11 protein-coding genes and 1 pseudogene are annotated in these 11949 nt (G+C 71.7%); 8 read left to right on the top strand and 4 right to left on the bottom strand.

The window, feature by feature from the left end; all coding sequences use genetic code 11:
• Positions 1–70: 70 nt before the first annotated feature.
• Positions 71–658: a malonic semialdehyde reductase gene (locus AB0F18_RS12155; RefSeq protein ID WP_362058138.1), complete on the top strand. Its 588-nt coding sequence runs from the start codon at positions 71–73 to the stop codon at positions 656–658.
• 94 nt (positions 659–752) lie between these two features.
• On the opposite strand, the gene AB0F18_RS12160 is transcribed toward AB0F18_RS12155, so the two are convergent.
• On the bottom strand, positions 753–1271 hold the full coding sequence (locus AB0F18_RS12160) for a DUF4245 domain-containing protein (RefSeq protein WP_362058177.1): 519 nt from the start codon (positions 1269–1271) through the stop codon (positions 753–755).
• A gap of 227 nt (positions 1272–1498) precedes the next feature.
• Between AB0F18_RS12160 and glpX the strand changes: the two genes are divergently transcribed.
• Positions 1499–2530: a class II fructose-bisphosphatase gene (gene glpX, locus AB0F18_RS12165; protein ID WP_362058141.1), complete on the top strand. Its 1032-nt coding sequence runs from the start codon at positions 1499–1501 to the stop codon at positions 2528–2530.
• Positions 2531–2632: 102 nt separating this feature from the next.
• On the opposite strand, the gene AB0F18_RS12170 is transcribed toward glpX, so the two are convergent.
• Both AB0F18_RS12170 and AB0F18_RS12175 read right to left on the bottom strand, forming a co-directional pair.
• A complete protein-coding gene (locus tag AB0F18_RS12170) occupies positions 2633–2962 on the bottom strand; it encodes a WhiB family transcriptional regulator (protein WP_358895480.1) in 330 nt (109 codons plus the stop codon).
• Positions 2963–3193: 231 nt separating this feature from the next.
• Positions 3194–3895, bottom strand: coding sequence for a DUF1707 domain-containing protein (locus AB0F18_RS12175; RefSeq protein WP_362058144.1), 702 nt, complete (start codon positions 3893–3895; stop codon positions 3194–3196).
• Between the two features lie 148 nt (positions 3896–4043).
• Here AB0F18_RS12175 and AB0F18_RS12180 point away from each other — a divergent pair, with 148 nt between their 5' ends.
• The 3 genes from AB0F18_RS12180 (at position 4044) to AB0F18_RS12190 (ending at position 7367) form a co-directional block, all read left to right on the top strand.
• Entirely contained in the window at positions 4044–5732 is a 1689-nt protein-coding gene (locus AB0F18_RS12180; protein WP_362058147.1) for a fumarate hydratase, read from the top strand.
• A gap of 138 nt (positions 5733–5870) precedes the next feature.
• On the top strand, positions 5871–6479 hold the full coding sequence (locus AB0F18_RS12185) for a hypothetical protein (RefSeq protein ID WP_362058150.1): 609 nt from the start codon (positions 5871–5873) through the stop codon (positions 6477–6479).
• 81 nt (positions 6480–6560) lie between these two features.
• Complete coding sequence (locus tag AB0F18_RS12190) at positions 6561–7367, top strand: glycerophosphodiester phosphodiesterase (protein ID WP_362058153.1); 807 nt, start codon at positions 6561–6563, stop codon at positions 7365–7367.
• Positions 7368–7445: 78 nt separating this feature from the next.
• Here AB0F18_RS12190 and AB0F18_RS12195 read toward each other — a convergent pair whose 3' ends face one another.
• The gene (locus AB0F18_RS12195; RefSeq protein WP_362058156.1) at positions 7446–8975 is read right to left on the bottom strand and encodes a ricin-type beta-trefoil lectin domain protein; all 1530 of its coding nucleotides are present in this window, start codon (positions 8973–8975) and stop codon (positions 7446–7448) included.
• A gap of 108 nt (positions 8976–9083) precedes the next feature.
• Here AB0F18_RS12195 and AB0F18_RS12200 point away from each other — a divergent pair, with 108 nt between their 5' ends.
• The 3 genes and pseudogenes from AB0F18_RS12200 to AB0F18_RS12210 all read left to right on the top strand — a co-directional run.
• Complete coding sequence (locus tag AB0F18_RS12200; protein ID WP_362058159.1) at positions 9084–10487, top strand: class II fumarate hydratase; 1404 nt, start codon at positions 9084–9086, stop codon at positions 10485–10487.
• A 104-nt stretch (positions 10488–10591) separates the two neighbouring features.
• A complete protein-coding gene (locus AB0F18_RS12205) occupies positions 10592–11311 on the top strand; it encodes a DUF402 domain-containing protein (RefSeq protein WP_362058162.1) in 720 nt (239 codons plus the stop codon).
• Positions 11312–11563: 252 nt separating this feature from the next.
• A pseudogene (locus AB0F18_RS12210) lies at positions 11564–11949 on the top strand (hypothetical protein); the annotation flags it as partial.

The raw sequence follows: 11949 nt of genomic DNA on the forward strand, positions 1-11949 counted from the left end.
TGAAATTTCATCTACTTTCGCCGTAGAGTCGGGGACATCGCTTCAGCTCCGTACAGAAGAAGGCTTAACGATGTCTCTCGTTCTCGATGCCGCTGCTCAGGACCTCCTCTTCCGTGAGGCCCGCACCGCCAACACCTTCACGGACGAGCCCGTCACGGACGAGCAGGTCCAGGCCATCTACGACCTGGTCAAGTACGGCCCGACCGCCTTCAACGCGACCCCGCTGCGCGTCACCCTGGTCCGCTCCGCCGAGGCCCGCGAGCGCCTGGTGAACCTGATGTCGGACGGCAACAAGGCCAAGACGGCCGCTGCCCCGCTGGTCGCGATCCTCGCCGCGGACAACGAGTTCCACGAGGAGTTCGACACCCTCCTGCCGCACTACCCGCAGGTCAAGGACTTCTTCACCGAGCGCCCGTCCCGCGAGGCCTTCGCCGGCCGCAACGCCCTGCTGCAGGCCGCCTACTTCCTCGTCGGCGTGCGCGCCGCCGGCCTGGCCGCCGGCCCGATGACCGGCGCCGACCTCGACGGCATCAGCAAGGAGTTCCTCGACGGCGACCACTCCGCCCTGATGGTCGTCAACATCGGCAAGCCGGGCGAGGACGCCTTCCACCCCCGCTCGCCGCGCCTGGCCTACGACGAGGTCATCACCACCGTCTGAGCCCCGGCCCGACGGAACGCGAAAAGGCCGCCCGCCCCGGTTTCCCCGGGACGGGCGGCCTTTCGCACGTCCTGCGCGTGCGGCGCACGGCGCCTCACTGGCCCTGCTTGAACTCCAGCGCCGCCGCCATCGCGCCCAGCTGCTCGAAGGAGGCCGTCCCGGTGACCACCGTGACGTAGCCCTGGTCCTGGCGCACCAGCGCGTCGTACTTCTCGCCGTCCCAGCGCTCCCACGCCCGGTCGCCGACCTGCTGGGTCTGCCCGGTGGGTGCGGCCTTCTGGGTGAGCTTGGCCAGGTTCTTCTGCGAGGCGTCCGTGGTCTGCTCGATCGCCACGTACTGCTTCTGCGGGTCCAGGAAGCCCAGGTGCCAGGCGTTGGCGTTCTTGCGCTCGAAGGTCACCGAGGTCGCCCGCCACTGCTCCGGAAGGCCCACGGGGGCCGCCACCGGGTACGGGGCCGCGCGCCGGGCCGTCAGGGTCTCCACCCGGTAGTCGACCGTGCGCGTCGGGTCGGCTTTGTCGTCGTGCGGGATGAAGATGTAGATACCCGCGACCACGACGCCGATCACCGCCAGCGACCGGACCATGTCCCAGACCGTCTGCTTGCCTTTCATACCTGCCACCCCTCCATCGTCCCGCATGGCCGCAGGCGATCACCGCCGGGGTGGGGTGTGGCGGCCGAGGCGGGCGGCGCGCGAAGGACGCGCGGTGTCCGCTCAGCCGGGCCCAGTGACCGATAATCCGCTCATACGTGACCCGCTCTGCTCAATATGTCGACGAACCGATAGAGTTCCCACACCCTCACACTCCCGGCCGTCGTCGTACAGAAAGGTGCGCTCCGATGACCGAGCACAACCTGCCGCCCCAGCTCGAAGTCGCCCCCGACTCGCCTGACCGCAACCTCGCCCTGGAACTCGTACGGGTCACCGAGGCTGCGGCGCTCGCCGCGGGCCGGTGGGTCGGCCGTGGCGACAAGATCGGCGCCGACGGCGCCGCGGTCAACGCGATGCGGACCCTGATCTCCACCGTCTCGATGAACGGCGTCGTCGTCATCGGCGAGGGGGAGAAGGACGAAGCCCCGATGCTCTTCAACGGCGAACACGTCGGTGACGGCACCGGCGCCGAGGTCGACATCGCCGTGGACCCGATCGACGGCACCACCCTGAACGCCAAGGGCATGCCGAACGCCATCGCCGTCCTGGCCGCCGCCGACCGCGGCACCATGTTCGACCCGTCCGCCGTCTTCTACATGGACAAGCTCGTCACCGGCCCCGAGGCCGCCGACTTCGTCGACATCAACGCCCCCGTCTCGGTCAACATCCGCCGGGTCGCCAAGGCCAAGAGCATCGCCCCCGAGGACGTCACGGTCGTCATCCTGGACCGCCCCCGCCACGAGGGCATCGTCAAGGAGATCCGCGAGACCGGCGCCCGCATCAAGTTCATCTCCGACGGTGACGTCGCCGGCTCGGTCATGGCGGTGCGCGAGGGCACCGGCGTGGACCTGCTCATGGGCATCGGCGGCACCCCCGAGGGCATCATCTCGGCCTGCGCCATAAAGTGCCTCGGCGGCACCATCCAGGGCAAGCTGTGGCCCAAGGACGAGGCCGAGCGCCAGAAGGCCATCGACGCGGGCCACGACCTCGACCGCGTCCTGACCACCAACGACCTGGTGTCCGGCGAGAACGTCTTCTTCGTCGCCACCGGCATCACGGACGGCGAGCTGCTGCGCGGCGTCCACTACCGCTCGGAGACCGCGACCACGTCCTCGCTGGTCATGCGCTCGAAGTCGGGCACGATCCGGCAGATCGACTCCACGCACCGCCTGTCGAAGCTGCGCGCCTACAGCGGCATCGCCTTCGACCGCGCCCAGTAGGAGCGGTCATCGGCCGGAGACGGCACGCCCGAGGGGCGGTCCCTGTGCGGGGGACCGCCCCTCAGTCGTCTCCGGTACGGGCCGGGCCGTCCCCGGTACGGGTCAGCCCGCCGCGGCGACCGGCCCGGGCGCGCCGGGCAGCAGCTCGGCGGCGCGGCGCCGCCGGCGGCCCAGCACCACGCGCCGCTCGGCGGCGGTGAGTCCGCCCCAGACGCCGTACGGCTCGGGCTGGAGCAGGGCGTGTTCCCGGCAGGCGACCATCACGGGGCAGCGGGCGCAGACCCGCTTGGCGGCCTCCTCGCGGGCCAGCCGGGCCGCGGTCGGCTCCTTGGACGGTGCGAAGAAGAGCCCCGCCTCGTCCCTGCGGCACACGGCCTCCGTGTGCCACGGCCCGTCCTCCTCTTCCCTCGCCGCCACCCGTGGCTTCGGCACGGCGGCCGGGCGCGTCTGAAGGCTCTGGACGGCGGCTGCCTGCAGGGACTGATGCGGCGGATGCGGCACGGTCTACTCCTGACGACGGATACGCGAGCGAGAGACGATGCACCTGTCCCTACCCGCTGCGCGTGCCCCTATGCACCGGGTGCGGCGGGCCCGCCCGGGTTCGTCCGAAACCCGACCACGGAGCCCCGGGCCACGGAACCGGGGCCGCGGAAGCCGCCCGGCTCAGTCGAGCCGCTTGCGCAGCTTCGCGGCGAGGTCGACCAGGCGGGCGCCGAGCCTGGGGCGGGCCTCGATGTTGCCGAGCAGGGCGAAACCGCGGACGATCACGACCGGGGCCTGGGGGTCGGCGGCCGCGCCCTCCCCGCGCACCTCGAAGTTGCCGAGGACCCCGCTGCCGTAGCCGCGCAGGGTGACGTTCTCCGGGACCCAGATCTCGACGTTGCCGAGGACCGAGACCACGTTGATCTCGGTGACCTGCTGCTCGAAGACGGCCTCGGTGAGGTCGATGGTGATGTCGCCCATGACCGAGACCGCACGGGTGCGGGCGCCGGGGCGCCAGCGGCCGGTGCGGGTGGAGCTGCTGCACACGGCCACCACCGACTCGACCGGGCCCGTCCCCGGCGGGGCGGGCGCCGGAGCGGGGGCGCGGTGGGCGGCGGCAGCGGCGGCGCCGGCCGGCAGGTCCCGGACGAGGACCTCCAGCTCCCCCACCGTCTTGACCGCGTAGAGCGTGTCCAGCCGCTCGGCGTGCTCCTCGGCCGTCAGCCGGCCCTCCGCGAGCGCGTCGGAGAGGATCTGCGCGATCCGGTCCCGGTCGGCGTCGGAGGCGCGCATCCCGCCGGCGGCCGGGGCCGCGGGGGCGGAGGCGGCGCCGGGCGTCGCGGCGGCGGGTGCGGGGGCGGCGGGGTGCTTTTCCAGGTCCACGACGGCCAGCATAGCGAGACACGATAGATCGCGATACGGGCCGGTGAGCCTTACCTCACAGACACAGCGTCGGCGCGAGGTTCTACGCTGGTGAGTCGCGCTGCCAAATCGGGCGTCAGCGCTGTCTGCCGAGTGAGGATTGGCCACCATGCCGGAGTTCGCGTACACCGACCTGCTGCCCTTGGGCGAGGACACCACCCCCTACCGGCTGGTGACCTCCGAGGGCGTCTCGACCTTCGAGGCCGACGGCCGTACGTTCCTCAAGGTCGAGCCGGAGGCGCTGCGCAAGCTCGCCGAGGAGGCCATCCACGACATCCAGCACTACCTGCGCCCCGCCCACCTCGCCCAGCTGCGCCGCATCATCGACGACCCGGAGGCGAGCGCGAACGACAAGTTCGTCGCCCTCGACCTGCTCAAGAACGCCAACATCGCGGCGGCCGGCGTGCTGCCGATGTGCCAGGACACGGGCACGGCGATCGTCATGGGCAAGCGCGGCCAGAACGTCCTGACGCAGGGCGGCGACGAGGAAGCCCTCTCGCGCGGCATCTACGACGCCTACACCCGGCTGAACCTGCGCTACTCGCAGATGGCCCCGCTGACCATGTGGGAGGAGAAGAACACCGGCTCGAACCTGCCCGCGCAGATCGAGCTCTACGCGACCGACGGCGGCGCGTACAAGTTCCTCTTCATGGCCAAGGGCGGCGGCTCGGCCAACAAGTCCTTCCTCTACCAGGAGACCAAGGCGGTCCTCAACGAGGCCTCCATGATGAAGTTCCTGGAGGAGAAGATCCGTTCGCTCGGCACGGCGGCCTGCCCGCCGTACCACCTGGCGATCGTCGTCGGCGGCACCTCCGCCGAGCACGCGCTGAAGACCGCCAAGTACGCCTCCGCCCACTACCTGGACGAGCTCCCCCGCGAGGGCTCCGCCCTGGGCCACGGCTTCCGCGACGAGGCCCTGGAACAACAGGTCTTCGAGCTGACCCAGAAGATCGGCATCGGCGCCCAGTTCGGCGGCAAGTACTTCTGCCACGACGTCCGCGTGGTGCGCCTGCCCCGCCACGGCGCCTCCCTCCCGGTCGCGATCGCGGTGTCCTGCTCCGCCGACCGCCAGGCCGTCGCGAAGATCACCGCCGAGGGCGTCTTCCTGGAGCAGCTGGAGACCGACCCGGCGCGCTTCCTGCCGGAGACCACCGCCGCTGAGCTGGACAGCGGCTCCGCCGCGGGCCTCGACGACTCGGCGGACGTGGTCCGGATCGACCTGAACCAGCCGATGGACGAGATCCTGGCGACGCTGACCAAGCACCCGGTCAAGACCCGCCTCAGCCTGACCGGACCCCTGGTCGTGGCGCGCGACATCGCGCACGCCAAGATCAAGGAGCGGCTGGACTCCGGCGAGGGCATGCCGCAGTACCTCAAGGACCACCCGGTGTACTACGCCGGCCCGGCCAAGACCCCCGAGGGCTTCGCCTCCGGCTCCTTCGGCCCGACCACGGCCGGCCGCATGGACTCGTACGTCGAACAGTTCCAGGCGGCGGGCGGCTCCAAGGTGATGCTGGCCAAGGGCAACCGCTCGCAGCAGGTGACCGACGCCTGCGGTGCGCACGGCGGCTTCTACCTCGGCTCGATCGGCGGCCCGGCGGCGCGCCTGGCGCAGGACTGCATCAAGAAGGTCGAGGTCCTGGAGTACGAGGAGCTCGGCATGGAGGCGGTCTGGAAGATCGAGGTCGAGGACTTCCCGGCCTTCATCGTCGTGGACGACAAGGGCAACGACTTCTTCCAGAACCCGGCCCCGGAGCCGACGTTCACCCACATCCCGGTGCGCGGCCCCGGCCTGTAGTCCGTGGTGGCGAGGGCCCCTCCCCCGTTCGGGGGAGGGGCCCTCGCGCACGTCGGTCCAGCGGCAGATGCCCTGTCGGCGGGCTCCGGCGAGGCTGTTCCCGCAACCGAAACAGCCTGCTCTGACCGGGAGTCCAGCATGAAGAACCGTACGCGCGCCCTCGCCCTGGCCGGCTCGGCCGCCCTGGTCGCGACGCTGGCCGCCGCCGCTCCGGCCCCCGCGAGCCCCACCGCGCACAAGCCCGCCTCGGTGCACGGCGGCGGGACGATCTCGTACCCGTACGCGCCCCAGGGGCACGACATTCGCTTCACGGTCGACGCGGACGCCGCTCCCTGGAGCCGGCCCTTCCCGGCGCCGGGCGGGGAGCACGGCATGCCGGTCGACGCGCGCGGCAAGGTGACCGTCCGCCACGCCATGCCCGACCAGGACTTCACCGCCGTCGCCGAGGCGGAGGTGGACTGCATGGTCACCGGCGGGAAGACGGCCACGGTCACCGCGGTGGTCACCTCCTCGAACGTCGGCTGGGAGGGCAAGCGGATCGGGATCAGCGTCCAGGACGGCGAGCACGGCGCCCCGGACCGGCTGGGCTTCTCCTGGGACATCGTCAACGCCGACGTGAAGGCCGACGGCTCGGCTTCCGAGGCCCGCACGGGCACCTGCATGGCCCCGGCCCCCTTCACGGAGGTGGTCAAGGGCGGCTTCAAGGTGACCCCGGCCCCGCTGGCCCCGCGCCCGGCGAAGCCGTAGGGCCGGAACCCGGTGTCCGGGTTAACGTCGGGGTCAGCGGCCCGCACCTGGCCGTTCATCCCGGTTCGCAAGGATTCCCGTATGGCACCGACGACCTCGTCCCCCCGCAGCACCGCCCGCGCCGTCCGCGTGGTCGCGCACCGGGGGGCCTCCCACGAGCACCCCGAGCACACCATCGAGGCCTACCGGCAGGCCATCGCCGACGGGGCGGACGCCCTGGAGTGCGACGTGCGCCTGAGCGCCGACGGGCGGCTGGTGTGCGTGCACGACCGGACGGTGGAGCGGACCTCCGACGGGCGCGGGGTGGTCTCCGAGCTGACGTACGAGGAGCTGTCCGCGTTCGACTTCGGCGGCTGGAAGGGCGAGGAGCACCGGGGCCGGCGGGTGCTGCTCTTCGAGGACCTGCTCAAGGAGGCACTGGCGGCGGACCGGCCCGTGGGGCTGGCCGTGGAGACCAAGCACCCCACGCGCGCGGGCGGCCGCCTGGAGGCGGAGCTCGTACGGGTGCTGAAGGAGTACGGGCTCGCCGACGGGGCCGACGGGCGCGTCGAGGTGATGAGCTTCTCCCGCAACGCGCTGACCCGGCTGCACCGGCTGGCGCCCGGGCTGCCCGCCGTCTACCTGATCGAGCGCCGGCTGCGGGCCCCGCGCCCGCCGTTCGCGGGCCATGCCGGTCCGGGCATCGACCTGGTGCGCAGTGATCCGGGGCTGGTGGGGCGGCTGAAGGCCAAGGGGCTGCGGGTGCGGGTGTGGACCGTGGACGAGCCCGAGGACGTGGAGCTGTGCCTGCGGCTCGGGGTGGAGACGATCATCACCAACCGGCCGCGCGAGGTGCGCGGGCAGATCGAGGCGCTGGGTCTCGACGCGGGGTCGCCCGAGGTCCGGTAGGACAGGGGAACACCCGGCCGGGTGGGTTCCGGCCGGGCGTGGGGGGGGGTCTGTGGCGGTGAGGGGACGGGCCCCGGGTTACGCGAAGCGCTGGTTGGCCGAGCCGTTGCAGGTCTGCAGGCGCAGCTGCTCGTGGGCGGCGGCGACGGTCAGGCACATGCCGGGGGCGGCGGCGGGGCGCAGGGTGGCGCCGTCGCGGACGAACTGCTGGTTGGCGCCGCCGTGGCAGTTCCAGAGGATCAGGCCGGTGCCGGCCGCGTAGTCGGCGCCGGTGACGTCGAGGCAGCGGTCGTGGCTGAGTTCGACGTGGACGGACTTCTTCGCGGAGTCGTACCACCAGGCCTGGTTGCGGCCGCCGTGGCAGTCCCAGCCCACCACCTTGGTGTCGTTGGCGCTGGAGCCGCCGGAGGAGTCGAGGCAGTTGCCGGTGGCCTCGTTCTTCAGGGGCTTGTAGAGGTCGTCCCAGGCTCCGGCCTGCAGGACCGGGGTCCCGGTGCTGGCGGGGTCGGCGCAGGAGGCCTCGCGCAGCCCGGAGTCGTAGAGCTGGGTGAGGCAGGACGCGAAGGCGCCGTGGCCCCGGTAGTTGGGGTGGAAGGACTGGCGGGCGGTGTTCTCGTCCCAGGGGAAGTGGTCCCCGAGGTCGAGGTAGAGGCCGCGGGCCCAGGTGTCCTCCATGCACACCTCGTGGCCGTGGAAGAGCCGCGAGTTGTCCAGGTAGGTGGCGCCGGCGGCGAGGGCGGCGGCGCGCATGCCCTTCTCGAAGGTGGGCACGGCGTAGTTGCGGCCCCAGGCGGCGTCGGAGTCGTAGCCCGCGCAGCCTCCGGGGAGCTTGCCGGGGAAGTTCGGGTTGTCGTAGAAGTCGGGGCCGATCGGGCTGGGGTAGCCCATGACGACGAGCTTGTAGTCGGAGTCGGCGTAGCCGGCGTCGCGCATGACCTTCTTGAGGTCGCCGACGGTGGCCTCGACCTTGGGCTTCAGTCCGTCGACGCGGGACTGCCAGCCGGGGCCGTACTTGGGCTCGCAGGTGCCCTGGCTGAGCACCCAGCGGGTGACGCAGTCGGTCATGACCGGGCCGAACTGGAGGTCGTCGTTGGCTCCGGCGACCAGCAGCACCATCTTGATCTTCGTGTTGCGGGCCTTGACGGCCAGGTTGTCGCTCTGCACCAGCTCGTCGGCGTACTGCTTGGTGCCGCCGATGCGGATGTTGCCGGTGTAGCCGCCGGAGCAGGCGACGTTGAAGGTCAGGTCGGCCGGGATGCCCGTGCGGTGGATCGCCGAGTCCGGCGAGCGGTGGCACTGGTTGGACGCGGTGTTGGTGGCGGGGTCGTAGTTGCCGGTGCCCTCGCCGGAGATCTCGCTGTCGCCGAGGGAGATGAGCCCGGTCTTGCGCTCGGCGAGGGGGCGGATCGCGGGGTCCCCGTAGATCTTGGTGGCCTCGGCGGCGCGGATGGCCTCCAGCTCCGGCGAGAGGGGTGTGATCGAGCCGGATGCGGCGGGTGCCGCTTCGGCCATGGGGGTGATGGCGGTGACGCCCCCGAGGGCTGCCGCGATCGCCGCGACCGCGGCGAATGTACATCTGAACCTGGGTTTCGCATGCGAACGAGCCATGAAGTGCCTCCCCGATAGCGGTGTTACCCCCGGTATTTACTGGCCGGTAGGGGAGATGGGAACAGTTCGAACAAGACAATTGCTCAAGTTTCTGAGGAGACTACGAACATGACTGATGATCAGCAGGCGGCGGAGTACCGGACCGAGCACGACTCCATGGGTGAGGTACGGGTGCCCGCCCACGCCAAATGGCGTGCCCAGACCCAGCGCGCGGTGGAGAACTTCCCGCTCTCCGGCCAGCGCATCGAACGCGCCCACATCGAGGCCCTGGCCCGGATCAAGGCGGCCGCCGCCCTGGTCAACTCGGAGCTGGGGGTGGTGGACGAGGAGACCGCCGGGGCCATCCGGTCCGCCGCGGCCGAGGTCGCCGAGGGCCGCTGGGACGAGCACTTCCCCGTCGACGTCTTCCAGACCGGCTCGGGGACCTCGTCCAACATGAACACCAACGAGGTGATCGCCACCCTGGCCACCGAGCGGCTCGGGCGCGAGGTCCACCCCAACGACCACGTCAACGCCTCGCAGAGCTCCAACGACGTCTTCCCCTCGTCCATCCACATCGCCGCCACCGCCGCCGTCACCCACGACCTGGTCCCGGCCCTGCGCCACCTGGAACTGGCCCTGGAGCGCAAGGCGGCCGGGTTCGCCGAGGTGGTCAAGTCCGGCCGCACGCACCTGATGGACGCCACCCCGGTCACCCTGGGCCAGGAGTTCGGCGGGTACGCCGCCCAGATCCGCTACGGGATCGAGCGGCTGAACGCCGTTCTGCCGAGGCTGGCCGAGCTGCCGCTGGGCGGTACGGCCGTGGGGACCGGCATCAACACCCCGCCCGGGTTCTCGGCGGCCGTGATCGCCGAGGTGGCGCGGGTCACCGGGCTGCCGCTGACCGAGGCGCGCGACCACTTCGAGGCCCAGGGGGCGCGGGACGCGCTGGTGGAGACCTCGGGGATGCTCCGCACGATCGCCGTCTCCCTCACCAAGATCTGCAACGACCTGCGCTGGATGGCCTCCGGACCGCGCACCGGATTGGCCGAAATCAATCTGCCGGATCTCCAGCCGGGGTCCTCGATCATGCCCGGGAAGGTCAATCCGGTCGTCCCCGAGGCCCTCCTGATGATCGCCGCGCAGGTGACGGGGAACGACACGGCGGTCGCCGTGGCGGGCGCGGCCGGCAACTTCGAGCTCAACGTGATGCTCCCGGTGATGGCCCGCAACCTGCTGGAGTCGATCCGGCTGCTGGCGAACGGCAGCCGCCTGCTGGCCGACCGGACCGTGGACGGGATCACCGCCAATGCCGAGCGGGCCAGGGAGTACGCGGAGTCCTCGCCCTCCGTGGTGACCCCGCTGAACCGCTACATCGGGTACGAGGAGGCCGCCAAGGTGGCCAAGCGCTCGCTGGCCGAACGCAAGACCATCCGGGAGGTCGTCCTGGAGTCCGGCTACGTCGAGCGGGGCGTGCTGACGCTCCGCCAGCTGGACGAGGCACTGGACGTCCTGCGGATGACCCGCCCCTGAGAACCTTCCCGGCCAGGGGCCGAATCCGGTCGTTTACGGCCCCCGTCCCCCACCCGTGACCTGCACCGCAGCATCCCGGAGGGCCTCCGCCCTAAGATCTGCGCATGACAGGTACTTTCGGGCCCGCGAGCGGCGCGGCGCAGCCCTCCGCACCGCACGGGACGCACGACGCGCGGTGGGCGCCCGGGGAGCAGATCCTCTGGCGCTACCGCGACCACGCCCCCGGGCTGAAGGGCCGGGTCCACATCGCCCGCCCGGTGACCGTCGTCCAGGACACCGACGAGCTCCTCGCGGTGTGGATGGCGCCCGGCACCGAATGCGTCAAACCCGTGCTCGCGGACGGCTCCCCGGTGCACGAGGAGCCCCTCGCCACCCGCTACACCGCGCCGCGCACCACCGCGCGGTCGCGCTGGTTCGGCGCGGGGGTGCTGAAGCTGGCCCGGCCCGGCGACCCGTGGTCGGTATGGCTGTTCTGGGACCACGGCTGGGAGTTCAGCAGCTGGTACGTGAACCTGGAGGAGCCGCGCACCCGCTGGTCGGGCGGGGTGGACTCGGTGGACCACTTCCTCGACATCTCCGTCTACCCGGACCGCAGCTGGAAGTGGCGGGACGAGGACGAGTTCGCGCAGGCGCGGCGGATCGGGCTGATCGGCCCGGACGAGGCGCGGCGGGTGGAGGAGGCGGGGCTCGCGGCGGTGGAGGTCGTCAAGGCCTGGGGGGCACCGTTCAGCGACGGCTGGGAGGACTGGAGACCCGATCCGGCCTGGGAAGTTCCGGTTCTGCCCGAGGATTGGGACCGCACCCCGGCGCATATGACGTCATGAGACCCTTGATGCGCCCCCGGGGTTCAAACGTAGGATCGTCCTCCGCCGGTCGTACGCGGGGGGCCCTCCCGGTCCCGCATCCGTAAATGACCTGCGGCGACCGGGACTTGACCGGAGGTCGACGCGGAAAGAAAGGTAACGAGCGGGACGCGGAACCCGGGGGTGGTGGTGCCCCCGCCGCTGAGCGGGTATACCGCGACTGACCGAGTTGAGTGCAGCGCACATCGAGCGCAAACGGACGGAATTCCACGCGTGACGGAGTACCCCACCTCCCAGGAGGGCCCGCAGCCCACCGTCGCCCCCGGCGGAGGTACGGACGAGCTCGGCCACGGCAAGGCCCCCATCGCGGCTGCCGAGGCCGTACGCACGCATGCCGATTTCCCGCGCCCGCGCGGTACCGCGGACGAGACCGGCGGCCAGGGCGGCGAAAGCGTGCGGGTCGCGGGGCACGACGTCGCGGACGCCGGCACCGACGGCGCGCGGGCCCGCGACGGCGAGGCCGCCCGCAACGCGGGCCGGCGCACGGCGGCCGGCCCGCCCCGGGCCGGGCCCGGCCCAGGGGGGCAACCGGTCCGGCCGCGGCGGTCCCCCGCCCCCCGCCCCGTCGACCTGGCAGGTGTGAGATGTACTGGAACGGT

It is taken from the genome of Streptomyces sp. NPDC029216 (assembly GCF_040648015.1).
GTDB lineage: Bacteria > Actinomycetota > Actinomycetes > Streptomycetales > Streptomycetaceae > Streptomyces.